Genomic DNA, 24497 nt, shown 5'->3' with positions numbered 1-24497 from the left:
AGCGAAAACTCAGAATCTTATACGATTTTCCCGATCTTTATGCTGGTGGACGTCAGTGCGTCCATGGCCGGCGGACCGATCGAGGCCCTGAACGCGGCGATGCCGGAGATCCAGAAGGCGATGCTCTCGGACCCGACCGTCGGCGAGATCGCGCGGGTCGCGCTGGTGACGTTCTCGGACGTGGCCCGGACCGTCATCCCGCTCTGCGACCTGGCGGAGGCGAGCATTCCGGAAGTGATGGTGGAGAGCGGGACGAACTTCGCGGCCGGCTTCCGCGAGGCGAAGTCCGCCATCGACAGCGGGCTGCGCTCCCTGCCGAAGGGGACGCCGTTCTACCGTCCGGTGGTGTTCTTCATGAGCGACGGCGAGCACATCGCCCGGGAGGACTACCGACAGGCGCTGTCCGAGTTGAAGGACCCGAGCTGGAAGCTGGCCCCGGAGGTCGTGTCCTTCGGTCTGGGGGATGCCAGGAAGGAAGCGCTCCAAGAGATCGCGACCCGCTTCGCGTTCATGGCCAAGGACACCGACCCGGCGGCCGCCGTCAAGGAGATCATCAACGCGCTGATCAGCAGCATCCGCACGACCTCGCGCAGCTTCCACGATCCGAACCAGGCAGACGGCCTGCACATCGACGCGCCGAGCGCCCTCTTCACACCGCTACCGAAGATGTCGCTGTGACCGCCGGACCGGAAGCTCAGCTCGAGCCGGCAGAGCACGAGCAGACCGAGTCGCCGGCGGATTCGGCCGATCAGCCGCCGATCGAAGTATCCGAGGAGCCTGACCGAAGCCTGGACGCCCGTGACCTGACCACCTCGGCGCCGGTCATCGGCAAAGTGCGACCGTTGCCGCCACTGCACGTGAGCGCCGGTGTGGCACATCGGACGCCGACGGTCGCCCTCGACGGACTGATCGCAGGTCCCTTCCACGTCGCAGCAGCGTCGCAGGCCGGCACCGCACACCTCATCAAGGGCGAACCGCGCCAAGACGCCTACGACTTCGTACTCACACCCACGGGCCGCTTGGTCGTGGTGATCGTCGACGGTCTTGGTTCGCGGCAGGCTGCGCAGGTCGGTTCGCGCATCTTCTGCGAGCAGGTGACGATCCTGGGCAGTACGACGGACTGCACCGCGGCCGAGTACCTGCTGCAGGCCACCGTCCAGACCAGCACGATCGCCGAGCACAACTACGGTCTGACTGACGACGAGATTTCCTTCGTCGGTGCTGTGGCCGTGTTCAGCGAAACCGACGGAGAGAGTGTCGATATCGCGCGTGTCGGGGACGTGTCCGCGTTCGCGCTCGCGGCTGATAGTTCGTTCACCGAGTTGTTCCAGCACGACGATGCGGCCCTCAACATCGTGCCCGCACTCTTGCCGGGCAAGGGCACCCCCGCGCCCGAACAGGTCCGGGCAAGTGGCGACGGCCAGATCGTTCTGACCACCGACGGACTCGCGACCGACCTGCGGAACTCCGCCAGCCTGCGGGAGTGGCTCGCCGAGGAATGGCGTCTGCCGGTCGGCCCTTATGCGATGGCCGACAGCCTCCGGTACCGCCGGCAGGGCTCACACGACGACCGCACCGGCGTGGTCGTCTGGAGGCGCGCCGCCGCTGATCAGGGACGGGACCTGGTCACGTAGGTGCGGAGGTCGACCGTGCGGTAGCCGAGGCGGGTGTTGATGGCGAGCATGGGGGCGTTGGTCAGGTTCATGATCGTGTAGGCGTGGGTGGCGCCGGACTTTCGAGCGGCAGCCAGGGAGGTCAGTTTGACCGTGGCGGCCAGACCCCGGCCGCGGTACTCGGCGAGGGTGCCGGTCATGTCGGACCAGATCCGGTCGCCCTCGCGATCGGTGAGCGTGAAGGAGGCGACGACGCCGTCGCGCACCAGCGCCAGGCTCAGGTCGCGGTCGAGCAGCTCCCCCTTCCAGAGGTCGTTGCTGAACCATTCGTACGGCCAGTCCACGCCCGCCATGCCGGGTGTGTCGGCCGCGGTGGCGCGGTACGCCGGGTAGACGTCGACGGCCTCGAGCTGCGAGATCGGCACCAGCGTGAACCCGGCCGGAACCGGCGGGGCGATAAGCGAGTCGTCGAGCTCGAGGCCGGCGTACGTCAGCTGCTCCGCCGCCGTGAACCCGGCGGCGACGGCGAACGGCGTACCCGCCCTGTCCGCATAGGACTGCACGAAGGACGACGGCAGCCGCTCGAGCCACTCGTCACAAGCCTGTAGGAGCCGTGTCCCCACGCCTCGGCGCCGGTACTCCGGATGGACCATGAGGTCCAGCGAAAAGGCATGCGCCATGCCGAGCCAGTCGGCCGGCGACAAGGTCGCCCAGCCGACCACCTGCCCGTCGACCTCCGCCGCGAACGCCGCATGTCGATCGGTACCCAGCCGTTCGATCAGGTTGCGCTCGAGCCGGTGCCGCACCCCGAACGCGTACGGCCGCACCACGTTGCTCAAGGCAACTGCTTGCTCGAGATCCGCCACCCGGGCGACCCGAATCTCCATCCCCGGACCCTAAGCCCGGGGACGGTTCACGAGACCGCGGTTCAGCCCATCGTCTTCTGGCCGTCGATGGATTCGCGGATGATGTCGGCGTGGCCGGCGTGCTGGGCGGTTTCGGCGGCGATGTGCAGGAAGACGCGGCGGACGGTCCAGAAGACGCCGGGCGGTTGCCAGGGCGCGGCCGGGAGTTCGTAGGTCGTGTCGAGGTCGAGGGTGCGGACCAGTTCGTCGGTCGCGGCAGCCACTTCGGCGTACTCGGCGAGCGCGCCCTCGAGCGTCTCGTCGTCGGTCAGCCGGAACGCGTTCTCCCATGCCGCGATCACCTCGGGCGTGTACTCCGTCGGCGTACCCGTGTCCTTTCCTTGCGCGAACTCGGCCCAGTGCTTCTCGGTCGCCGCCACGTGCTTGATCAGCCCACCGACCGAGAGTGCGCTGACGGTACTGCGCTCGCGCGCCTGCTCCTCCGTCAGCCCCTGCGCCGTGTGCCGCAGGAAGTACCGGTGCTTCGCCAGGAATTCGAGCAGGTCGGCCCGTTCACCATTGATCGTCATACCCCGACCCTAAGCGTGGTACCGGCCAGCTACTGTCCTCTACTAGATCCGGGGATACGCTGAGCCGGACGACCTGGGGTCCGGTTCGATCCAGCGGCAAGGGGGCTTCTCAAGTGGGAACTGTCACCAGTGGCGACGGTACGGAGATCTTCTACAAGGACTGGGGGTCGGGTCAGCCGATCGTGTTCAGTCATGGCTGGCCGTTGTCGGCCGACGACTGGGACAACCAGCTGCTGTTCTTCCTGTCCAAGGGGTACCGCGTGGTCGCGCACGACCGCCGCGGGCACGGCCGCTCGACGCAGACCAGCGACGGGCACGACATGGACCACTACGCCGACGACCTGAAGGCAGTCGTCGACCATCTCGACCTGCACGACTGCATCCACGTCGGCCACTCGACCGGTGGTGGCGAGGTCGCCCACTACCTGGCCCGGCACGGGGAGGATCGGGCCGCCAAGGCGGCGCTGCTCTGCGCGGTCCCGCCGCTGATGGTGAAGACCGACGCGAACCCGGAGGGTCTGCCCAAGGAGGTCTTCGACGACCTGCAGGCACAGCTCGCGGCCAACCGTTCGCAGTTCTACCGGGCGCTTCCCGAGGGTCCGTTCTACGGCTACAACCGGCCCGGCGCGGAGCCGTCCGAGGCCGTCATCGCGAACTGGTGGCGGCAGGGCATGATGGGCGGCGCGAAGGCGCACTACGACGGCATCATCGCGTTCTCCCAGACCGACTTCACCGAGGACCTGCGAAAGATCACCATCCCGGTCCTGGTCGTGCACTCCGAGGACGACCAGATCGTGCCGTACGCCGACTCCGGGCCGAAGGCGGCCGCGCTGCTGAAGAACGGCGTACTCAAGACGTACCAGGGGCTCCCGCACGGCCTGCCCACCACGCACGCCGACGTGGTGAACGCGGACCTGCTGGAATTCTTCCAGTCCTGACCCGGGGTGGGTCGCCCGGAGATATTCGGGCGACCCACCACGGATCGATCGCTACGCTCCTTGGCATGGAGCTCACGATCCGCAAGCTGCGCGAAGGCGATCCGGAGCTGATCTCGGGGGCGATGGCCGCGATCGGGTGGAACAAGCCGCTGGAGCAGTACCAGCGGTACCTCGATCAGCAGCGTGACGGCGTGCGGGACGTGCTCGTCGGGACGCTCGGCGAGGAGTACGTCGGGTACGTGACCGTGCGGTGGGTGTCGCCGTACGAGCCGTTCGGTGGGATCCCGGAGATCCAGGACTTCAACGTGCTGCCGAAGTACCGCCGGCGCGGGTACGGGTCCGCGCTGATGGACGCGGCCGAGGCACTGGTCGCCGAGCGGTCGGACGTCGTCGGCATCGGCGTCGGCCTCTACCCCGACTACGGCCAGGCCCAACGCATGTACGTCCGCCGCGGCTACATCCCCGACGGCCGCGGCCTGATCTACGACGGCAAGCAGGTCCCCCCACTGGAAACCGTCAAGAACGACGACTGGGCCACCCTGATGTTCACCAAGACCCTCAAGTAACTCCCATGGACAAGCAAGTCTTCCGGGATGTCGATCTGCGCGGGGCGTGGTTCCAGCGGGTCGACCTGCGGGACGCGCGGATGCGCGGGGTCGATCTGAGCCAGGCGGAGATCGACGGGGTCGTCGACGGGCTGATGGTCAACGGCGTCGAGGTGTGGCCGTTGATCGATGCCGAGCTCGATCGGCGGTACCCGGACCGGGCGAAGCTGCGGCCGACCGACCCTGCCGGCTTCCGCGAGGGGTGGGACGTCGTCGAGCGGTTGTGGGCGGGGACAGTTGAGCGGGCGCGGCGGTTGCCGGAGGAGATGCTGCACGAGAGCGTGGAAGGCGAGTGGTCGTTCGTGCAGACCCTGCGGCACCTCGCGTTCGCGACGGATGCGTGGGTCGGGCGGGTGATCCAGGGGGATCCGAGTCCGTGGCATCCGCTCGATCTGCCGTTCGACGAGCTGGGTGCGGTGGAGGGTGTGCCGCGGGATCGCGACGTGCGGGCGTCGCTCGAGGAGGTGCTGGCGTTGCGGGCGGATCGGATGGGGATGGTGCGGCGGTACGTCGACAGCCTCACCGACGAACTGCTCGCCGCCGACACCGTGCCGGTCGACGGTCCGGGGTGGCCGCCGGCGGAGAGTTTCCCGGTGCGGGAGTGTTTGCTGATCGTCTACAACGAGGAGTGGCAGCACCGCCTGTACGCCGAGCGCGATCTCCAGGTGTTGGAGTCACACCACCGCTAGCCGCTGCGCCAGCGCTGCGGCGCACCGGCACGCGGGATCGTCGGTGCAGAGGAGCGCGGCGGGGTCGGCGAGGATCAGGTCACGGGTTGCGGTGAGTACGGCGTCTTTCGGGATGCGGCGTACGCGCGCCTGACCGATGCGGACCTCGCGGGTGGCGGAGCGGACGAGGGGCTCGATGGCGTCGAAGCGGTGGCTCTCGCCGGAGACGTTCGGGAACTCGGCCCAGACCCCGTCGGCGGTCTTCGCGTAGCGGTAGAAGTTGGAGCGGTTGAGGTACTGCTCGGCCAGGTGGATCGTGGTGTTCGAGGTGTGGCCGACGCCGATCAGGAGGATGTCGCCGTCGAGCGCCTCGATCGGACCGAGCGGCCAGTCGAGACGTTGGGCTGCGATCAGTCGTTCGGCCTCGGGACCCGCCGCCTGTAAGGCGAACAGCGGGTGGTCGCCGCGCACCGGTGCGGAGGTCTGGCGGAAGACGTCAGGGATCCGCCCCAGCCAACGGTCCACCGGGAGGTCCGGATGGAAGGCAGTTGCCTGGGACAACCGCTCGTCGAAGTCGATCCAGCTCTCGGCAGTCCAGTAAGCGTTGTGCGGGCGGACGAGACCCGGCGGCGCGGGGATGCCGGTGAGATCCCAGGTGCCGCTCGGCATCATCACGGTCCCGCACGTCGCGGTCAGCGCGCGACAGACCGCCTCCGCACCACCGTCGACGTACCCGAAGGAGCTGAGCGAGGAGTGCACCAGCACGCTCGACGTCTGATCCAGGCCCAGCTGCTGAAACCCGTCGACAAGCTCGCTGAACGAGACACCGGTGGACATGCTCCTACTGTCCCATTCCCGCCCTCGTCCCCGCCCCTGGTTTTCTGGTTGCCTGAGGCAACTACAGGTTCTGGTCCTCGGTGCGCGGGTCGCCGTGGCGGTGGAAGACCTTCCAGGCGCCGGATTCGCGGCGGTAGAGCTGAGTGACGCGGAGTGAGTAGGTGCGGGCTTCGCCGTCGACATGCGTGACCGTGTGTTCGTAGCCGATCGTGTAGGCGAAATCGCCGGCCACGTCCGCAGACACCAGTTCGTAGTCGAACGACACACTGTCGGAGAAGGAGTCTTCGAGCAGCTTGAAGACGACTCCCACCTCGGCGGAATTCGTCGCGGTCTTCCAAGCCCCGAAGATCGTGACCGGATCCCGGCTCGACCAGAGCGCCCGGCGTTGCCCAGCGTCCCCGTTGTGCACAGCAACCTCCGCAGCCCGAAGCTCCGTCCCGAACCACCTCAGAAACTCATCCCGTTCACCCATACCCCGATCAAACGCCCAACCCCCCACCCCCACCAGGGACCCCATCCCGCCCACCCGGGAATCCACCCAGGAACCTACAAGGCCAGCACTGGTGAGAGAGTGCGGGTATGGGGATGCGGGCGGGGTGGGTGTTGGGTGGCGGGGTGGGGGCGGGGCTGGGTTGGGCTGTGGTGGTGACGGGGATGATGCCGGATTGGTTTGATCCGGCGGGGTCCTGTGCGCGGCGGGCGGTGGGGGACGAGCGGTCGATTGCCGTCCGGACCAACTGGTTTCCGCCGTCGGCTGACTGTGTCGTCGGGGGCGAGGTGCGTCCGTACATTTCGGCAGCGCAGACCGTCGTACTGTCTGTGGTCGCTGGTCTGATCCTTCTCGTGTTGGTGGTCGGCGTGGTGCTGAGTGTGCAGAAGCTCAGAGGCGATCCCGGGCCGCTGCGGACAGCCGACGGTGTGGATTTGAGGAAGCGCCGGCGCAATCAGCTCACGTTCGGTGCGCTCGACTTGGGGATCGCCGTCGCCGTCCTGTACTTCGGCAATCTCTTCGCGATCGTGTTCGGCGGCCTCGGCGGTGTCATCGGCTTCGTCTTCGCCATCCTCTTCGTGGTCAGCGCCTTGGCGACCGTCCTCGATCGGCACCTGGGTCCGCTTCCCAGCACGCCAAGAGCGAGCAGACGCCGCGGTGCGATCGTCGGCGTCACGGTCGTCGGCGTCATCTACCTACTGACCGCCTTCACCGCGAAGTTCCCGATCATCCACCTCTGGGCAGCACCGGTCGCGGCCGTGACCTACGCCGCCACCGCAGCAATCCAGTGGTCCCGAACACCTAACCCCGCCAAGCAGGCTCAATATTCTGGTTGAGGTGGAACACGTTCTCGGGGTCGTACTCACACTTCACCCGGGCCAACCGGTCGTAGTTCTCCGCCCCGAACCCGGCGATCACCCGGCACTCCCCCTCGTTCCCGATGAAGTTCGGGAACACGTCGCCGGTCGCCCACGGCTCCAGATCCGCGCACACGTCCCGCACCCACCGGATCCCGCGCATATCGTCACACGGCTCGCTCCACGCCCCCGCCGGATGCGCGACCCACGCCGCCGACCGATGCGGCTGCGGCCACACGCCGGCCTTCCGCCGTACGGCGCCACCCCACGGCAGCACCAGCTGACGCGACGGTGACGGCGTGATCATCTCCCGGGCCCGATCACACAACGCAAGTACGGCGGGATCAGGCAACGCAGACAACTGCTCCGCCGACCAGTAATTCCGGTACCCGGCAGGATCGACCAACGCCGCCTGGATGTCCGCATACGGCATCTCCGCGGCGAACGACCCCTCCGGCGCCAACGCGAACAGCGGCCCGAACGCCTCCCGAGCCTCGGCCACCTCACCCGCATAGACCGCCACCGCGACCACGACCGGCCGCCCCCACAACCCCGACGGCACGAAGTCCGCCGCCGGCGCGGTCACGAAGATCACCCCGCCGCCCAGCTCCTCCGGCGCGCCACCCTCGATCAAATCCCGATACGACCGCAGAACCGTCGGCCCAGCCGCCACCGGCCACACGAGCAACGCCAACGACGTCGTCACCACCTGCGTCAGCCGGAACGTCAGCGCCGTCGCCACCCCGAAGTTCCCGCCACCGCCGTGCAACGCCCAGAACAGCTCCGGATTCTTGGTCGAGTCCGCGATGATCAACCGCCCGTCCGCAGTCACCAGCTCCACCGAGAGCAACGCGTCCGAGGCCAGCCCGAGCTTCCGCTCCAGCCACCCCGATCCCCCACCCAGCGTCACCCCGGCCACCCCGGTACCAGGCGCCCGCGCACCCGTGGTCACCAGGCAGTACTGCGCCCCCGCCCGATCCAGATCTCGCCAAAGCGCCCCACCACCGACCCGAGCGATCCCCGCGAACGGATCGATCTGCACGCTGTTCAGCCGCCGCAGGTCGATCACCAGCCCGCCGTCCGTCACGGCAGCCCCGGTCACCCCGTGCCCGCCGCCCCGGACCGCCAGCTCCAGCTCGTGCGCCACGCCGTACCGCACCGCCGCCTGGACGTCCGCGGCCGACTCGCACTGCGCGATCAGCGCCGGCTTCCGGTCGAACATCGCGTTGAAGACCGTGCGCGCCTCGTCGTACGCCGGATCCCCGCCGCGCAGCAGCACACCCCCGAACCCCGGCGGCCTGGAACGACCGACCATCGCAAGCTCCCCCCTCGCTGCTCCGATGGTCCGTCACACCCGACCACCGGTCAACGCCCCCGATGCCCTTACTACCAAGGGTTCGCACCCGTTCACAGCGCGCCTCGACCGAGGCAACAATCGCCGACCGGCTGCCGACCGGTCTCCAGGTAGGTAGGGTCGAGAACGTGACTACTGCGGCGGTGATCGGCGGTGCGGGCCAGGTCCTCACCGAGGACGAGGTGACGGCGTTCATCGGCGACGCGCTGGCCGGCGCCGGGCTCGAGGGCCGCAGCGTGTGCGTGATCGTCCCCGACGCGACCCGCAGCTGCCCGCTCCCGCTGCTCCTGAAGGCGGTCACCGAAGCACTCGACGGCCGGGCCAGCAAGGTCACCATCTTGATTGCCCTCGGCACCCATGCGGAGCTGACCGGCGAGCAGCTCCGCAAGCACCTCGGCGCCGACTACCCGAACGTGATCAACCACGAGTGGTGGAAACCGGACACCTTCGCCGACCTCGGCACGATCACCCCCGACCGGGTCGGCGAGATCTCGGACGAGATGCTGCGCGACGAAGTACCGGTCCGCCTCAACCGCGCCGTCGTCGAGCACGACGTCGCGCTCGTGCTCGGCCCGGTCTTCCCGCACGAGGTGGTCGGCTTCTCCGGCGGTAACAAGTACTTCTTTCCCGGCGTGGCCGGCCAGGAAGTGATCGACCTGTCGCACTGGCTCGGCGCGCTGATCACCAGCTCGACCATCATCGGTACGCCGGGCACGACGCCGGTCCGCGCGCTGATCGACGAGGCCGCCTCGATGATCCCGGCCGAGAAGCTCGCGCTGTCGGTGGTCGCGCAGTCCGGCACCGACGCGCTGCACGCGATCGCCTTCGGTGACACGATCTCGTCGTGGGCCGCGGCCGCCGAGATCTCCGCGCGGACCCACGTGAAGTACCTCGAGCACCCGGTCCAGCGCGTGGTCTCGGTGATGCCCTCGAAGTACGCCGACATCTGGACCGCGGCCAAGGGCTTCTACAAGGTTGAGCCGGTCGTCGCGGACGGCGGCGAGGTCATCCTCTACGCGCCGCACGTGACCCAGCTGGCCGCGATGCACCCCGAGATCGAGGAGATCGGGTACCACTGCCGCGACTACTTCATCGGCCAGTGGGACAAGTTCCGCGACCTGCACTGGGGTGTGCTCGCGCACTCGACCCACCTCCGCGGCGCCGGCACCTGGGATCCCGCGACCGGCGAGCACCTCCGCGTCAACGTCACGCTCGCGACCGGCATCCCGGAGGACGTCGTACTGCGGGCCAACCTCGGTTACCTCGATCCGGCCGACGTCGACCTCGATGCGTTGGCGGCCGATCCGGACACCCTCGTCGTACCGAATGCCGGCGAGACCCTGCACCGGCTCGCACACACCTTCCCAGCCGAGTGACCCACCGGTAACCTCTGGCGGTATGGCTGAAGTCGTCATCATCGGGTCCGGGTTCGCCGGGTTGTGCATGGGAATCAAGCTGCGTCAGGCCGGTTGTGAGGACTTCGTCATCCTGGAGAAGGCGGACGACCTCGGCGGCACCTGGCGGGACAACACCTATCCCGGCTGCGCCTGCGACATCCCGTCGTACCTCTACTCGTTCTCGTTCGAGCAGAACCCGCGCTGGACGCGGATGTTCGCGCCCTGGGACGAGATCCTCGCCTACCTGCGGCACTGCGCGGAGAAGTACGGGCTGACGGACAAGATCCGGTACGGCGCCGAGGTGACCGAGGCCGTCTTCGACGAGGCGACCGGCCGGTGGACCGTCACCGTGAACGGCGACGAGACGATCGAGACCCAGGCCCTGGTCACCGGCGTCGGCAACCTGCACGAGCCGAAGGTGCCGGACCTCCCGGGCCTCGATTCCTTCGCGGGTACGGCGTTCCACTCGGCGCAGTGGGATCACTCGGTGGACCTGCGCGGCAAGAACGTCGCGGCGATCGGGACCGGGGCGTCGGCGATCCAGTTCGTGCCGCAGATCGCGCCGGAGGTCGCGCAGCTGGACGTGTACCAGCGGACGCCACCGTGGATCACGCCGAAGCCGGACCGCGCGATCAAGCCCTGGGAACAGCGCCTGCACGCGCGCTTCCCGGCCGGCCAGCGGGTGATCCGGAACGCGGTCTACTGGGGTCTCGAGGGCCGCGGCGCCGGGTTCGCCGGCAACCCCAAGCTGATGAAGGGTCTCGAACTACAGGCCAAGAGCCACCTCCGCAAGCAGGTCACCGACCCCGAGCTGCGCGCCAAGCTGACGCCGGACTACCAGATCGGCTGCAAGCGGATCCTGATCTCGAACGACTACTACCCTGCGCTCGCCCGGCCGAATGTCGACCTCGTCACGACCCCGATCGCCCGGGTCACCCCGACCGGCGTGGTCACCACGGACGGCACCGAGCGGGCCTGCGACACGATCGTGTTCGGCACCGGGTTCGACGTCTCCGCGAACCTGACCCGGATGCCGATCCTCGGCAAGGACGGCGTCGACCTCGGCGAGCACTGGAAACGCGACCGGATGGGCGCCCACCTCGGCATCACGGTGGCCGGCTTCCCGAACCTGTTCCTTCTGGTCGGCCCGAACACCGGCCTCGGCCACTCGTCGATGGTGTTCATGATCGAGGCCCAGGTCCGGTACGTGATGCAGGCCCTGCACCTGCTCCGGCGCCGGAACGCGGCGTACGTCGAGGTCCGCGAGGAGGTCCAGGAGCGGTTCGTCGACTCGGTCCAGGGCGAGCTCGACTCGACCGTGTGGGCGTCAGGGTGCAGCAGCTGGTACATGGACGCGTCCGGGCGCAACTCCACGATCTGGCCGGAGTGGACGGTGTCGTACTGGCGCCGTACCCGCCGGCTCGATCCCGCGGACTACGTCCTGGTCCACTAGGGCGTGTCTCCCGATCCCACGCCGTAGCGAGCATGTGCTCGGTGCGGTGCCTCGGTGTGCTGGAGTGAAGGCCTCGATGTTTTTCCATCGTGGCCTTTGCTCCAGTGCGCCGAGGTGCCGTGCCGAGTGCAGCGCAGTAGGCGTGGGATCGGGAGACACGCCCTAGGGGTTACCCGGACTCCCCAAGTAGGAGTCCGGGTGATCGGCTGTACGACCTTGGGATGAGCGGAAGACCGATCCGAGGACCGATGCCCGGACGGCCGTTCTGAAGGACTCTTGAGGTATGGAAATCCTTCAGGTTCTCGGAGCGGTCGTGATCGTGGTCGGCATCGTCGTCACGGCACTGATCGCCATCGTGCCCTCGGTCGTAGACCGTTGAGTTAAGTCTCCCTGCGGGGAGTCAGTCGACGGACAGGTGGACCAGTAGGTCCTGCCGGGTCAGAACGCCCACCGGCTTGCCGTCGTCCAGCACCATCAGGGCGTCCCGACCCTCGAGCAGCTCGACCGCCTTGGTGACCGGTTCGCCGGCGCCCAGGGACGGCAGCGCCGGGTCCATGTGCAGCTCGACCATGTCGGCCAGCCGGGCCTTGCCGGAGTACAGCGCGTCCATCAGCGTCCGCTCCGACACCGCCCCGGCCACCTCGGCCGCCATCACCGGTGGCTCGGCGCGGACCACCGGCATCTGGGAGACGCCGTACTCGCGCAGGATCGCGACCGCCTCGGCGATCGTCTCGTGCGGGTGGGTGTGCACCAGCGGCGGCAGGCTGCCGTCCTTGCCAGCCAGCACGTCACCGAGCGTCTTGCCCTTCCGGGCGTGCGCGAGGAAGCCGTACTGCGCCAGCCACTCGTCGTTGAACACCTTCGTCAGGTAGCCGCGGCCGCCGTCCGGCAGCAGGACCACGATGACGGCTTCGGGGTCGTCGAGCTCGTGCGCGAGCCGGATCGCGGCCGCGGCGGCCATCCCGGCCGAACCGCCGACCAGCATCGCCTCTTCGCGGGCCAGCCGCCGAGTAAGCGCGAACGAGTGCGCGTCGGAGACCTCGATCACCCGGTCGCAGATGGTCCGGTCGTACGTCTCCGGCCAGAAGTCCTCGCCGACACCCTCGACCAGGTACGGCCGGCCGGTGCCGCCGGAGTACACCGAGCCCTCCGGGTCGGCGCCGATGATCTGCACCTTCCCGCCGGAGGCTTCCTTGAGGTACTTGCCAACGCCGCTGATCGTGCCGCCGGTACCGATGCCCGCGACGAAGTGGGTGATCCTGCCCTCGGTCTGCTCCCAGAGCTCGGGACCGGTGGTCTCGTAGTGCGAGCGCGGGTTGTTCTGGTTCGCGTACTGGTTCGGCTTCCAGGCACCCTCGATCTCGCGGACCAGGCGGTCGGAGACGTTGTAGTACGAGTCCGGGTGCTCGGGGGCGACGGCGGTCGGGCAGACAACGACCTCGGCGCCGTACGCCTTGAGCACGTTGCGTTTGTCCTCGCTGACCTTGTCCGGGCAGACGAAGACGCACTTGTAGCCCTTCTGCTGGGCGACCATCGCCAGCCCGACGCCGGTGTTGCCGGAGGTCGGCTCGACGATCGTGCCGCCGGGCTTGAGCTCGCCGGAAGCTTCGGCGGCCTCGATCATCCGGACCGCGATCCGGTCCTTCACCGAGCCACCGGGGTTGAAGTACTCGACTTTGGCGAGCACGAGGGGTTTTGCCCCGTCTGTGGTCTTGGACAGCCTCACCAGCGGGGTGTTGCCGACGAGGTCCAGGAGAGAGTCTGCGTAGCGCACGGTCTTTACTGTAGTGATACGCGCGCCTTTCGGTTATTTGGCTTGCCTGTACGTCACGGCGTGTAATCCTTGTACTCATGAGTAGAGCCAGGGCAGCCAAGAAGCTGGCCCAGGCCGCAGCCTTCGGGGGCGGGGGACTCGGACTCATCGGTGCCGCGCTGTACGGCGTACTGACCGCTGAGGCCGAGTATGCAAAGCGCGTGGTGGGACCGATGCGGTACTACCCGACTCCAGGGGGCGGCCTGTACGGCCGGTATCCAGGACTTCCGATCACGTTCGCCATGCTCGGCGACTCCAGCGCCGCGGGGTACGGCACCGAGTCGCCGGACGACACGCCCGGAGTGATGCTCGCCTCCGGGCTCGCCGAGCTCGCGCACCGGCCGGTGCGCCTCGTCGACGTGTCCAAGACCGGGGCGAAGTCGACCGACCTCGCCGTACAGGTGGACACCGCGCTGCAGGCCGGACCGCACGTCGCGGTCATCCTGATCGGTGCGAACGACGTCAAGGCGCAGATGTCCCCGTCAGCTTCCGTGCAGTTGCTGGCTGCCGCGGTCCGCCGGCTGCGCGCCGCGCACTGTGAGGTGGTGGTGGGCACCTGCCCCGACCTGGGCGTGGTCCCGCCGATCATGCCGCCGCTGCGGCAGGTTGCGCGGGCCTGGAGCCACCGGCTGGCCGCCGCTCAGACCATCACCGTGGTCGAGGCAGGCGGCCGGTCCGTTTCCCTGGGCTCGTTGCTCGGACCGGTCTTCAAGACCGACCCGGCGATGTGGGGCCGCGACAACTTCCACCCGTCCGCGACCGGGTACGCCGCTGCCTCGGCGGCGCTGCTGCCGTCGGTCGCGGCCGCGATGGGCGTCGGGCCGGAGTCGTTCGTGCACCCGGAGTCGTTCCGTGGCGAGGCGATCCTCCCGATCGCGGAGGCCGCCGTACAGGCTGTGCGTACTGCGGGGACCGAGGTGGCCGCTACGGAGGTGGCTGGTAGGCCCGGTGGTCCGCGGGGGCGCTGGGCTGCCCTCCGCCACCGCAGGCGGCACCCCAAGGTCGAGGTCGAGCGGGTCGAGGAGCCCGCGGACGCCGTACCAGTGGGCCAATCGTTGTAGACCTGTGTGTCCGCTGAGCGGCTTCGTTTTCTACTGAGCTCTCTTCTTTCATGAAGGGAGTCTTGATTCCAGGCAGCTCGGTGGTGCACAGTCGATAACTACGCGGTACCCCGATGAGCGGGAGGCGAAGATGGGCTTGAACCACTCCGAGGAGACACATCAGCGGCTGGTGGAGGCAGTGCCCAGATGCACCGGTCGCGGCATGACAGAGTGGTTCCAGCTGATGAACGACGGACCGTCGTTCCTGCGCTTCGACGACAGAGTGCGATGGCTTGCCGGCGAGTACGAACTCGCGCACGGGCACGCGACAGCCATCGTGCATGAGTACGACCTCGTGAAGGCGCACCGGCGAATGGGCTGAACCGCACCCAAAGGAGTCAACTTTCCGGAAAGGCCTGCCCCCTCAGGTGGAGGGGCAGGTCTTTCCTGCTCTACGCCCAGTTGATCGCGAGCTCGTTGCCCTCCGGATCTGCAACCAGGCAACGCTTTTCGCCGTTCTGGAGGATCTGACCACCTGCCGCTACGGCCGTGTCGATGCGGGCTGCTGCTTGATCTGCCGGTACGGCGAGCTCCAGGAACATCCGGCTCCGCTCGTGCAAGCGCGCGTCGGCGGCGTCGAGCTGCTGGAACATGATCACCGGGCTCAACCAGCGCGGGTCGTAGATGTCGGCGAGGTACTCGCGCGGATCATGCTCGTAGCCGAGCGCCTGGAGCCAGAACCCTTGGACCTTGGGGATGTCCACCGCGTCGAACGCGACCTGCACGAACCGCAACCGGTCGGGCGCCGTGGTCAGCCCCATCCCCCGTGCGGCCTGCTGGATCTCCTGCGCCAACGCGACGAACGCTGGGACCGGGTCGCCCTCGCCGTCCTCCCATCGATCCTTCCCACTGTCGATCGCCACTCCATCCGCCCGGACGTCGATGAGTAGCTCGATCCCGGCAGCATCCGCAAGCTCTGCCACGGCATGCACGAACTCTGCCGCCGCTCCCGGGTAGAACGTCATGGCCCCGAACTGGGCCACCCAGTCGCCCGCTCCCGGCAACTCGTCCCCTGGCACCAGATCCAGCTCGTTTCCCTCGGGATCGGCCAGCGTCAGCCCGTACACGCCGTACGGCTCCTGCCCGACGGTCGCCCTAGCCTGCTGCACCACCTCGGCGGGCCGACCCACGTCCAGATGGATCCGGTTCCGCAGTCGCGTCGAGTCCGTGGACCGTCGCACGAGAACTCCTGGATCCCGGCTCAGCGCGTCATCCAGCCCGCCCAAGCCGATCCACTCGTACCCCAGCACGGTCCCCCACCACGCACGCACCACCTCGGGCTCGGCGGCCTCCACAGCAACCCGTAGGGTCTGGAGCGCGGAAGCATCGGCCCGCAACCCAAGCTCAGCGGCCGCCTCCGAGACCCGGCGGGCCAGCACCACGCCGTCCTCCACGCGCGTCCCAGGTATCCGCACCCGCACCCCGCGGGCTCGCACCTCCGCATCCAGCCCGGAGAAACGCCCCACCAGTGCAGCACCCGCCGCGTGCGACGGAGCGTCGTACCAGACGCTCAGCGCACCATCCACCACCCGCCAGTCATCCATGCGTCTCAACCTAGAACAGTTACCGGACGAAACCCGTCCGGAAAGCCGGAAGGCCGGCCCACCTGGACCGGCCTTCCGTCGTACTTGTCGTGGGAGCTCAGTCGCCACCGCGCAGGATCGCGAGGATCCGCAGCAGGTTCCAGTACAGCCAGACCAGCGTGACGGTCAGGCCGAACGCGGCCCGCCAGGCCTCGTTCTGCGGGGCGCCCTGGCGGACGCCCTGCTCGATCATGTCGAAGTCGAGGATCAGGTTGAACACCGCTAGTCCGGCGCCGATCGCGGCGAACAGCAGGCCCATCGGGCCGAAGCCGCCGATCCCGGAGTTGAAGCCGAGCAGGCTCGCGACGAAGTTGATCAGGATCACGCCGGCGAAGCCCATGGTCGCGATGATCACCATCTTGGTGAACCGCGGCGTCACCTTGATCGCGAAGTACTTGTACGTCGCCAGCGTCAGGCCGGCCGTCACCATCGTGGCCAGGACGGCCTGCACGATGACGTCGTTACCGACCCAGGCGCCGATGAACTTGCTGCCGATCCCGAGGAACACCCCCTCGGCGGCGGCGTACAGCATCACCAGCGCCGGGTTGACCCGGCGGGAGAACGACAGCACCATCGCGATCACGAACGCGACCAGCGCGCCGGCGAAGAACGCCGGGGTGACCAGGCTGAGCGGGACGGTGTTCCAGGCGATCGCGGCGACGACCACGACGACACCCAGGGTGGCGGCGGTCCGGAGGATCACGTCGTCCATCGTCATCGGGCGGCTGGCGGCCGGTGCGTTGTGGTACTGCTGCGGTGGCATACCCGGCCCGCCGTACCCGACTCCCGGCTGGCCGTACGGAGCGGCCCCCGGATAGGCCTGGCCATGGCCAGGCGCAAACGCACTCGACCGGTTCAGGACCGGGTTACTGCTCTGCATCTCATCCTCCTGAAGACCCACATCCGGGGCCAGTACCGCGATACTACGGTCACACCCTTAACAACATCTGAGAATCACATCTATGTTCCCCCACCAAAACCCCTGCATTCCCAGCGGTTGCGGAACTCAATCGGTCCCGGATGTTCGAGCCCGGGGCGTGGTGCTCCCCGAGGCCGGTCAGAGGTGGGGGTGGAGGGGTTCTTGGGTGGTGAGGGCGGCGCCGACCTGGCCTGCGAGGGCTACGGCGACCAGGCGTTGCTCGAGGTCGGGGCGGGCGATGCGGGTGGCGGCGATCAGGAGGAAGCGACCGCGGGTCACACCGGCGTGGTGGACCGGGAGCTCGATCTCGGTGTTCGTCGGGAGGCCGTCGCGTTCCACCTTCAGGACGTGCGATCCGCGCGTCACGGACCCGTCCAGGTTGAGCCGCGGCGCGTCCGTTTGCTTGTCACCGGCAACGAACTTCACCCCGTCGATGTCCAGTACGGCGGTGAGTTCCGCGCGGACCTGGTCGATCAGCTCGTCCGTCGACCCGCCGGCCGCGACCGCCTGCGAGGTGGTCAGCACGCCGTCCAGGTACCCGCGCTGCCGCGACGCCCGGGCTTGTTGCTTCCGGCCCCAGATCGCGAGCTCGGTGACCGCCGCGCCGATCACCAGCAGCAGGACGGCCAGCTCGACGTCGTCGCCGTTCTCGATCGTGAAGCTGTTGTACGGCACGGTCAGGAAGAAGTCGAACCACAACGCACTCGAGATCGCCGCGACCACACCGGCCGCCCGGATCCCGCAGGCGGCGACGGCGACGACCACGACGACCAGCAGCAGCGCGGCGTTCGCGTTGTCGAAGTTGTCCCGAAACGGCGTCATCAGCGCACAAACAACCGCCGGCGCCACCAGAGCAGCCAGCAGCACCGGACCGCGGTAGTTCTTCACTCTTCCATTCACCCGCGTTGACGCTCAGCGATCAACCCTTCTCACGAAGGTCTATCGGCCAATACCGTGATCCGGGTGTCCGAGATCACGCGCATCCGCCCGCCCCAAGCCGCCGACGAGCGCGCCACACTGAACGGCGTACTCGACTTCCTCCGCTCCGGTGTCGAGGTCAAGCTGGCCGGCCTCACCGAGGAGCAGGCGTTCGCGCATCCGATCCACCCCACTTCGCTGACGCCGGGTGGTGTCGTCAAGCACCTCACCGGGACGGAGCGGTTCTGGTTCGCGATCGACTTCGCCGGGCTGGATGTCGAGTGGCCGTGGCCGGACGACGATCCGAACGGGGCCTTCGAGATCGCTCCCGAGGACACGGTCGAGGGACTGCTGACGGCGTACCGGGCCGAGTGCGCACGCTCTCGGGAGGTCGTGGCCGCGGCGTCGCTCGATGACCTCGCGCGTGGGGAGGGGATGACGTTCAAGCTGCGGTACGCGCTGGTCCACATGATCGAGGAGACCGGCCGGCACCTCGGCCACCTGGACCTGCTCCGCGAGTCCACGGACGGCAAGGTCGGCCAGTGACGGAGTACGAGGTCCGGCCCGCGCTGTCCTCGGACGTCACCTTCCTGGCCGACGTCTCGATCGAGGCAACCCGCGCCCAGGGCCGCCTCCCCGCCGACTTCGACGAAGCCGAGTGGCGCGACGGCTTCGAAGAATGGACCCGCGAAACCCTCGATGACCCCACCACGAGCGTCAACGTCGTCGAACAGCATGGCAAACCCGTAGGCCGCCTCCGCATCACCCGCTTCCCCGACTTGATTGAGCTGTCCGGCATCCAACTGCTCCCCCGCGTCCAGGGCCAGGGCATCGGTACGGCAATCATCCAGAACCTCCAAGCCGAAGCCGCCGCCCGCGGCGTCCCCCTACGCCTGAACGTAGAACAAAACAACCCCGCCGCCCGCCGCCTATACCACCGCCTCGGCTTCACCCAGATAGCCCAGGACGGCCCCGAAGCCATCCTCCAGTGGCCCCCCGACAGCACAGCCTGAAGAACCCCTCCTCCCACCTCGCCCGCTGCAGACACCACCTTCGAGCCCGCCCCCGGCCTCACCCACCGCCTCCCACTCCAGCCCCCAGCAGCTGCCGCCCCTGCAAGGCGACCCGAGCTGCAAGGCGACCCGAGATGCACCCCGCCTCACCACCTCCCACGCACTCAACTCCTCGCCACCCGCCCACCTCCTCACCGCGCGCTCATCTCCTCACCGCCCGCCCCTCACCAACCTCCCCGCCCCCTCACCACCTCCCCACCCGGTCATCTCCTCCCTACCCCTCACGCTCTTGCGGTTCGGTGACGGGTGGGTGGGGGGCTAGGTGGGGCGGGGTTGAGGCAGGAGCATGAGGGGCATGGGTGGTCCCTCGGGTGGGGGATGTTCGGTGGGTGAGATCACTCGGGAGAGGGTTTGTGAAATCTTTCACGAGCGTTTAGCGTTGAAGTGAACATGAAGTCGGAGAACCACTCAGGGAGAGTGAACCGCATGACAGCCCAGGTGCCGCACATCCTCGTCGTCGGAGGCGGTTACGTCGGGATGTACACCGCGTACGGCCTGCGCCGCGCGGCCAGACAAGGCAAGATCCGCGTCACTGTCGTCGACCCCCGCTCGGTGATGACCTACCAACCGTTCCTCCCGGAGGCCGCCGCCGGCTCCGTGGAACCCCGCCACGTCGTCGTACCGCTGCGCAAGACCCTCAAGGGCTGCCGCGTCGTCACCGGCCGCGTGACCGGCATCGACCACGCCCACAAGGTCGCGAAGGTGATGCCCGAGGAGGGCCCGGAGTACGAGCTCGCCTACGACCAGATCGTCGTCGCGCTCGGCTCGATCGCCCGCACCCTGCCGATCCCCGGCCTCGCCGAAGAGGCCACCGGGTTCAAGAACGTCGAAGAAGCCATTGCCCTGCGCAACAAGGTCCTGGACCGCCTCGACGTCGCGTCGAGCCAGCCCGACCCCGCGCTGCGCAAGTCCGCGCTGACCTTCGTCTTCATCGGCGGCGGGTACGCCGGGATCGAGGCCTTCGCCGAGCTCGAGGACATGGCCCGCTACGCCACCCGCTACTACGACAACATCAAGCCCGAGGACATGCACTGGGTGCTGGTCGAGGCCACCGACCGGATCCTCCCGGAGGTCGGCCCGGATCTCGGCAAGTACACGGTCGAGCAGCTCCGCAAGCGCAACATGGACATCCGGCTGGAGACCCGGCTCGAGTCCTGCGAGAAGGGCCACGTGATCCTCAGCGACGGCGACGAGTTCGACGCCGACACGATCGTCTGGACCGCCGGCGTGAAGGCGAACCCGGCGCTCGCCGCGACCGACTTCCCGCTGGACGAGAAGGGCCGGATCAAGACGCTGGCGAACCTCCGGATCGAGGGTGTCAACGACGCCTGGACCGCCGGCGACAACGCCGCCGTACCGGATCTGACCAGCGAGACCGGTGCGTACTGCGCCCCGAACGCGCAGCACGCCGTCCGCCAGGCCAACCGCCTCGCCGCGAACATCCTCCGCGTCATCGACGGCCAGCCGCCGCAGGACTACAAGCACAAGTACGTCGGCTCCGTCGCGAGCCTCGGCCTGCACAAGGGCGTCGCGCAGCTGTACGGCGTGAAGGTCAAGGGCTGGCTGGCCTGGTTCCTGCACCGGACGTACCACGTGTCCCGCGTCCCCACCACGAACCGCAAGGCCCGCGTCATCCTCGACTGGACCCTCGCGCTGTTCTTCCGCCGCGAGGTCACCAGCCTGGGCAGCCTGCAGATGCCGCGCGAGGAGTTCAAGCGCGCGATCGAGTCCTAGGCGAGCGGTCTACACGAGTAGAACGGCCATCTACTCGTGTAGACCCGCACGATCTACTCGTGTAGAAACCCCCCGTGTCTACTCGTGTAGAGGGCAGCGTCTCTACTCGTGTAGATACCCGGCGTCGTGGACCAGGAGGGCGATCTGGACCCGGTTGTTCAGGTCGAGCTTGGTCAGGATCCGGGAGACGTGCGTCTTCACCGTCGGGACGCTGAGGTACAGCGTCGCGCTGATCTCCGCGTTCGACTTCCCCTCGCCGACCGCGACCGCGATCTCCCGCTCGCGGTCGTTCAGCCCGCCGAGCCGGGCTTGCGCCTTCGCCTTGCGATCATCGTGACCGGAGGCGGCGACGCGGCTGATCAGGCGTTTCGTCACGGTCGGCGAGAGGACGGGCTGTCCGCGCGCCACCCGGCGTACCGACTCCACGATCTCGCCCGGCGGGGTGTCCTTGAGAACGAACCCGGCCGCGCCGGCGCGGAGCGCCCGCAGTACATGCTCGTCGGCGTCGAACGTGGTGAGGATGATGATCTCCGGCGCGCCCGGACGCCGGCGTACCGTCTCGGTCGCGGTCAGCCCGTCGGTGCCAGGCATCCGGATGTCCATCAGGATCACGTCCGGCGCGAGCCGATCGATCAGACCCGGTACGCCGGATCCGTCGCCGGCCTCGCCGACCACGCGAAGATCCTCGGCCCCGCCGAGCATCAGCTTGAGCCCGGCCCGCAACAGCGGATCGTCGTCGACGATCAGCACCCGAATAGTCATCAGGGCCACGGTAGCCAGGCGAAGAGGCGGAAGTCGCCTTCTGCGGTGCGGCCGTGTTCGAGGCGGCCCTCGACCAAGGCCGCGCGTTCGGCCAGTCCCTTCAAGCCTTGCCCATCTCCTCGCCTGCGGTTCGGTGCCGGGTTGCGTACCTCGACCGACAGGCCGTTGCCGGGGGCACCGGAGACGCTGATCGTCACCTGCTCGCCGGGCGCGTGCTTGACGGCATTGGTCAACCCCTCCTGCACGATCCGGTACGCCGTACGTCCGACGTGCTCCGGCAACGGACCCGGCGCGTCCAGAACGAGATCGACCGGGATGCCGGCGTCCCGTGAGCCCTCGATCAAGGCGGGAAGATCGGCGAATGCCGGCTGGGGCAGTTCGCCGACAGGAGCTCGCAGTACACCGATCACCTCGCGCAGATCCTGCAGTGCCTCATGTGCCCTGGCGCGGATCACCTCCGCGGCTTCGGCGACCTGGTCGGTGGATGCGTCGGGCCAGTACGCCAGTGCGCCGGCGTACACGCTGAGCAGCGAGAGGCGATGACCTAGTACGTCGTGCATCTCGCGGGCGATCTCCTCCCGCGCCCGGAGCTGCGCCTGCTCGGCCTCCAGGCGAGCGACGGTCTCCGCGCGGTCGGCACGGTCCCGGAGCGTCTGGAGGAGTTGGCGGCGGGAGCGGATGTACAGCCCCCAGCCGGCGACGGCGACGTACAGGGAGACTGCCGCAACGAGGATCGCGGCCGGTCCGTCGGCCTTGTCGCGGACGTCGATGTAGATGAGCAGGCTGACGGCGTTCACTACGAATATCAGCAACGTGGTCCGGAGCGGGCGGTAGACGGCCACGGTCAGGATCAGCAGCAGGCTTGCACCGCCGGCCATGTCGGAGAACGTATTGATGACCGCGCTGATCAGCGCCAGCTGGACCGGCCAGCGCCGGCGGAACCAGAGGGCGAGGCAGAGCGCCGTACCGGCGTAGAAGTCGACGGCGAGCAGGCTCGGGCTGATCGGATCCTTCTCGCCGTCGCTGTAGAGCAGCAGGCCGGACAGAATCGCGACGACGAACACGACGCTGTCCACGACCCAGTCGCGCCTACTGCGTCGGGACTCGGCCATGGGTCGAATGTAGCGGTGGGTAAGTGCTCTCCGGGCCAGTGCGAGCCGTCCGGATACTGAAGTCGGTTTCGTCGGCTACTTTGGTCAACGATAAGTTGACGAGCATGAGTCAGCTCGCCGTCACCGTCATCGGCCCGGACCGCCCGGGCATCATCGCGGATGTCACGGAGGCGTTGACCGGTACCGGGGTCAACCTCGAGGACTCCACGATGACGTTGCTGCGCGGTCATTTCGCGATGATGATCGTCTGCTCGGGCCCGTTCGACGAGGTGAAGTCGGCGCTGGAGCCGCTGCGCGGCGAGCTGGTGATCACGGTCCGGAAGATGGGCCCGGAGCACGAGCACGCGCCGATCGGAGCGCCGTACATGCTGAGCGTCCACGGCGCGGACCGGCCGGGGATCGTCGCCGCAGTGACGCGGATGATCGCGGCGGCCGGCGGGACGATCACGGATCTCGCGACTCGGTTGAGTGGCGACCTTTATGTGCTGACGGCTGAGGTGGAGCTGCCTGCGTCGGCCGAGCTCGAGATGCTGGATCGGGCGCTGGAGATCACCGCCGAGGAGCTCGGTGTCGGCGTCACCCTGCGGGCCGCGGAGAGCGACGACCTGTGACCGCAGATCCTCGAGCAGCTGCTGGAGCGGCTCCGGTTCGAACCGATGCTGGGCCGGTTCGCGATCCGCTGCCGGTGAGCCCGGAGATCGCGGAGTGGTCGCCGGATGTTCTTGGTACGACGGGTTCGGTGCTGGACGTCGTACGCGCACCGCATCCCGTGCTGGCGACCGAGGGCGCCGCGGTCGACCCGCTCGATCCGTCGATGATCCAGCTGGCCGCTGACCTGATCGCAACCATGCGCGTCTCCCCCGGCTGTGTTGGGCTTGCGGCCCCGCAGGTCGGCGTCGCCGCGCAGATGTTCTCGCTGGACGTCACCGATCACCCGAAGACGCGCACGTGCCACGGCGTCTTCGTCCTCTGCAACGCGGTCGTCGTCGAGTCCTCCCGCAACGAGAAGGCCCGCGAGGGTTGCATGTCCGTGCCGGACTTCACCGGCGACGTCAAACGCGCCACCCGCCTGACGGTCTCCGGTGTCCTGCCTGGTACGACGACCACCGTCACGCTCACCACGGATGCCTTCGAGGCCCGCGCCCTGCAGCACGAGATCGACCACTGCAACGGCAAGCTGTTCCTCGACCGGGTCGCCGGCGCCCACGCCATCTACCCCCGAAAGACCTACAAATAACCGGTACTCTCATCAGGTCGCCCGGGTGGCGGAACGGCAGACGCAGCGAGCTTAAACCTCGCGGCCCTAACAGGCATACGGGTTCGAGTCCCGTCCCGGGCACGAGCAGGCCCACGCGCGGGGAAAGGTCCGACCCACGCGCGTTCCGCGGGCGCTACGTTCGTCGCTCCGCTCCTCACCGCGCCCACTCCACGCGCTCCCACCCACCCCCGGCTTAGCGCCGTACCTCGGCTGCGCCGGGCATCCGGCTGCCGCCGGACTCTTCCGGCTGGCGCCGGTTCTTCGGCTGCGCCGGGCTGCCGGCTCGCGCCGGGTCCCTCCGGCTGGCGCCGGTTGTTCGGCTGCGCCGGGCTACCGGCTGGCGCCGGCGACTCGCGCGCTGGCGCGCGCGTGTGGGCTGTGTCAAGGATCTTGGACAGTTGTGGTGGGTGGTTGGTTAGGCGGCGGGGGTTGTTCGTTGGTGGTTGGTGAGGGCTTCGAACGGGGTTTGGTAGTCGAGGGTGGAGTGGAGTCTTTGGCGGTTGTAGAAGATTTCGATGTATTCGGCGACCGCGGTTCGTGCTTGGGTGCGGGTGGGCCAGGTTTGGCGGTGGTAGAGG

27 protein-coding genes and 1 tRNA gene are annotated in these 24497 nt (G+C 68.3%); 16 read left to right on the top strand and 12 right to left on the bottom strand.

Features of this window, described 5'->3' with window-relative positions; genetic code table 11:
* Positions 1-45 precede the first annotated feature (45 nt).
* Positions 46-678: a VWA domain-containing protein gene (locus AB0E69_RS21655; RefSeq protein WP_360148622.1), complete on the top strand. Its 633-nt coding sequence runs from the start codon at positions 46-48 to the stop codon at positions 676-678.
* Positions 675-1634 (top strand): protein phosphatase 2C domain-containing protein, encoded by a 960-nt coding sequence (locus tag AB0E69_RS21650; RefSeq protein WP_360148619.1) that lies wholly within the window; start codon positions 675-677, stop codon positions 1632-1634. Before AB0E69_RS21655 ends, AB0E69_RS21650 begins: the two co-directional genes overlap by 4 nt.
* Here AB0E69_RS21650 and AB0E69_RS21645 read toward each other — a convergent pair.
* Positions 1610-2500, bottom strand: a complete 891-nt coding sequence (locus AB0E69_RS21645) for a GNAT family N-acetyltransferase (protein ID WP_360148616.1) — start codon at positions 2498-2500, stop codon at positions 1610-1612. The genes AB0E69_RS21650 and AB0E69_RS21645 overlap by 25 nt on opposite strands.
* 41 nt (positions 2501-2541) lie before the next feature.
* A complete protein-coding gene (locus AB0E69_RS21640; RefSeq protein WP_360148613.1) occupies positions 2542-3048 on the bottom strand; it encodes a DinB family protein in 507 nt (168 codons plus the stop codon).
* A 113-nt stretch (positions 3049-3161) separates the two neighbouring features.
* On the opposite strand from AB0E69_RS21640, the gene AB0E69_RS21635 reads away from it, so the two are divergent.
* From AB0E69_RS21635 to AB0E69_RS21625, 3 genes are all read left to right on the top strand, one after another.
* Positions 3162-3986: an alpha/beta hydrolase gene (locus AB0E69_RS21635; RefSeq protein ID WP_360148610.1), complete on the top strand. Its 825-nt coding sequence runs from the start codon at positions 3162-3164 to the stop codon at positions 3984-3986.
* 65 nt (positions 3987-4051) lie between these two features.
* A complete protein-coding gene (locus AB0E69_RS21630) occupies positions 4052-4552 on the top strand; it encodes a GNAT family N-acetyltransferase (RefSeq protein ID WP_360148607.1) in 501 nt (166 codons plus the stop codon).
* A gap of 5 nt (positions 4553-4557) precedes the next feature.
* Positions 4558-5280, top strand: a complete 723-nt coding sequence (locus AB0E69_RS21625; RefSeq protein ID WP_360148604.1) for a DinB family protein — start codon at positions 4558-4560, stop codon at positions 5278-5280.
* Here AB0E69_RS21625 and AB0E69_RS21620 read toward each other — a convergent pair.
* Positions 5266-6096, bottom strand: coding sequence for an AAC(3) family N-acetyltransferase (locus tag AB0E69_RS21620; protein ID WP_360148601.1), 831 nt, complete (start codon positions 6094-6096; stop codon positions 5266-5268). The genes AB0E69_RS21625 and AB0E69_RS21620 overlap by 15 nt on opposite strands.
* A gap of 61 nt (positions 6097-6157) precedes the next feature.
* A complete protein-coding gene (locus AB0E69_RS21615) occupies positions 6158-6568 on the bottom strand; it encodes a nuclear transport factor 2 family protein (RefSeq protein ID WP_360148598.1) in 411 nt (136 codons plus the stop codon).
* Positions 6569-6873: 305 nt separating this feature from the next.
* Between AB0E69_RS21615 and AB0E69_RS21610 the strand changes: the two genes are divergently transcribed.
* On the top strand, positions 6874-7422 hold the full coding sequence (locus AB0E69_RS21610) for a hypothetical protein (protein WP_360148595.1): 549 nt from the start codon (positions 6874-6876) through the stop codon (positions 7420-7422).
* Here AB0E69_RS21610 and AB0E69_RS21605 read toward each other — a convergent pair.
* Positions 7388-8758 (bottom strand): FAD-binding oxidoreductase, encoded by a 1371-nt coding sequence (locus tag AB0E69_RS21605; protein WP_360148592.1) that lies wholly within the window; start codon positions 8756-8758, stop codon positions 7388-7390. The two genes, AB0E69_RS21610 and AB0E69_RS21605, sit on opposite strands and share 35 nt — an antisense overlap.
* A gap of 167 nt (positions 8759-8925) precedes the next feature.
* On the opposite strand from AB0E69_RS21605, the gene AB0E69_RS21600 reads away from it, so the two are divergent.
* Together AB0E69_RS21600 and AB0E69_RS21595 are read left to right on the top strand one after the other, a co-directional pair.
* The gene (locus tag AB0E69_RS21600; protein ID WP_360148589.1) at positions 8926-10173 is read left to right on the top strand and encodes a lactate racemase domain-containing protein; all 1248 of its coding nucleotides are present in this window, start codon (positions 8926-8928) and stop codon (positions 10171-10173) included.
* A gap of 22 nt (positions 10174-10195) precedes the next feature.
* Positions 10196-11647, top strand: a complete 1452-nt coding sequence (locus AB0E69_RS21595) for an NAD(P)/FAD-dependent oxidoreductase (protein WP_360148586.1) — start codon at positions 10196-10198, stop codon at positions 11645-11647.
* Positions 11648-12047: 400 nt separating this feature from the next.
* Here the strand turns inward: AB0E69_RS21595 and AB0E69_RS21590 are convergent, their stop codons facing one another.
* Entirely contained in the window at positions 12048-13421 is a 1374-nt protein-coding gene (locus AB0E69_RS21590) for a cystathionine beta-synthase (protein ID WP_360148583.1), read from the bottom strand.
* A gap of 77 nt (positions 13422-13498) precedes the next feature.
* Here AB0E69_RS21590 and AB0E69_RS21585 point away from each other — a divergent pair, with 77 nt between their 5' ends.
* Together AB0E69_RS21585 and AB0E69_RS21580 are read left to right on the top strand one after the other, a co-directional pair.
* The gene (locus AB0E69_RS21585; protein WP_360148580.1) at positions 13499-14521 is read left to right on the top strand and encodes an SGNH/GDSL hydrolase family protein; all 1023 of its coding nucleotides are present in this window, start codon (positions 13499-13501) and stop codon (positions 14519-14521) included.
* Between the two features lie 130 nt (positions 14522-14651).
* Positions 14652-14882 carry a DUF4287 domain-containing protein gene (locus AB0E69_RS21580; protein ID WP_360148577.1) on the top strand — a complete coding sequence of 77 codons (231 nt, stop codon included), beginning with the start codon at positions 14652-14654 and terminating at the stop codon, positions 14880-14882.
* 70 nt (positions 14883-14952) lie between these two features.
* On the opposite strand, the gene AB0E69_RS21575 is transcribed toward AB0E69_RS21580, so the two are convergent.
* The 3 genes from AB0E69_RS21575 to AB0E69_RS21565 all read right to left on the bottom strand — a co-directional run bounded on the left by AB0E69_RS21575 (position 14953) and on the right by AB0E69_RS21565 (position 17962).
* On the bottom strand, positions 14953-16104 hold the full coding sequence (locus tag AB0E69_RS21575; RefSeq protein ID WP_360148575.1) for a VOC family protein: 1152 nt from the start codon (positions 16102-16104) through the stop codon (positions 14953-14955).
* Positions 16105-16201: 97 nt separating this feature from the next.
* Entirely contained in the window at positions 16202-17023 is an 822-nt protein-coding gene (locus AB0E69_RS21570) for a Bax inhibitor-1/YccA family protein (RefSeq protein ID WP_360148573.1), read from the bottom strand.
* Positions 17024-17200: 177 nt separating this feature from the next.
* A complete protein-coding gene (locus AB0E69_RS21565; protein WP_360148570.1) occupies positions 17201-17962 on the bottom strand; it encodes a DUF4118 domain-containing protein in 762 nt (253 codons plus the stop codon).
* A 63-nt stretch (positions 17963-18025) separates the two neighbouring features.
* On the opposite strand from AB0E69_RS21565, the gene AB0E69_RS21560 reads away from it, so the two are divergent.
* From AB0E69_RS21560 to AB0E69_RS21550, 3 genes are all read left to right on the top strand, one after another.
* On the top strand, positions 18026-18526 hold the full coding sequence (locus AB0E69_RS21560; protein ID WP_360148567.1) for a DinB family protein: 501 nt from the start codon (positions 18026-18028) through the stop codon (positions 18524-18526).
* Positions 18523-18993, top strand: a complete 471-nt coding sequence (locus tag AB0E69_RS21555; RefSeq protein ID WP_360148564.1) for a GNAT family N-acetyltransferase — start codon at positions 18523-18525, stop codon at positions 18991-18993. The genes AB0E69_RS21560 and AB0E69_RS21555 overlap by 4 nt, the downstream gene beginning before the upstream one ends.
* A gap of 486 nt (positions 18994-19479) precedes the next feature.
* Positions 19480-20787, top strand: a complete 1308-nt coding sequence (locus tag AB0E69_RS21550; RefSeq protein ID WP_360148561.1) for an NAD(P)/FAD-dependent oxidoreductase — start codon at positions 19480-19482, stop codon at positions 20785-20787.
* Between the two features lie 102 nt (positions 20788-20889).
* Here the strand turns inward: AB0E69_RS21550 and AB0E69_RS21545 are convergent, their stop codons facing one another.
* Positions 20890-21549: a response regulator transcription factor gene (locus tag AB0E69_RS21545; RefSeq protein WP_360148558.1), complete on the bottom strand. Its 660-nt coding sequence runs from the start codon at positions 21547-21549 to the stop codon at positions 20890-20892.
* Positions 21549-22661 (bottom strand): histidine kinase, encoded by a 1113-nt coding sequence (locus AB0E69_RS21540; RefSeq protein ID WP_360148556.1) that lies wholly within the window; start codon positions 22659-22661, stop codon positions 21549-21551. Before AB0E69_RS21540 ends, AB0E69_RS21545 begins: the two co-directional genes overlap by 1 nt.
* A gap of 104 nt (positions 22662-22765) precedes the next feature.
* Here AB0E69_RS21540 and AB0E69_RS21535 point away from each other — a divergent pair, with 104 nt between their 5' ends.
* The 3 genes from AB0E69_RS21535 (at position 22766) to AB0E69_RS21525 (ending at position 24000) form a co-directional block, all read left to right on the top strand.
* Complete coding sequence (locus AB0E69_RS21535) at positions 22766-23272, top strand: ACT domain-containing protein (RefSeq protein ID WP_360148553.1); 507 nt, start codon at positions 22766-22768, stop codon at positions 23270-23272.
* 74 nt (positions 23273-23346) lie between these two features.
* Positions 23347-23898 (top strand): peptide deformylase, encoded by a 552-nt coding sequence (def, locus tag AB0E69_RS21530; protein WP_360148550.1) that lies wholly within the window; start codon positions 23347-23349, stop codon positions 23896-23898.
* Between the two features lie 19 nt (positions 23899-23917).
* Positions 23918-24000: transfer RNA gene (locus tag AB0E69_RS21525), tRNA-Leu, on the top strand.
* A 334-nt stretch (positions 24001-24334) separates the two neighbouring features.
* Here AB0E69_RS21525 and AB0E69_RS21520 read toward each other — a convergent pair.
* On the bottom strand, positions 24335-24497 hold a 163-nt coding region (locus AB0E69_RS21520), incomplete at its 5' end, for an IS3 family transposase (protein WP_360150074.1).

Origin of the sequence: Kribbella sp. NPDC026611, from assembly GCF_040638345.1 — a bacterium.
In the GTDB taxonomy this organism is placed as follows: domain Bacteria; phylum Actinomycetota; class Actinomycetes; order Propionibacteriales; family Kribbellaceae; genus Kribbella.
This window is presented reverse-complemented; position numbering and strand designations above follow the sequence as displayed.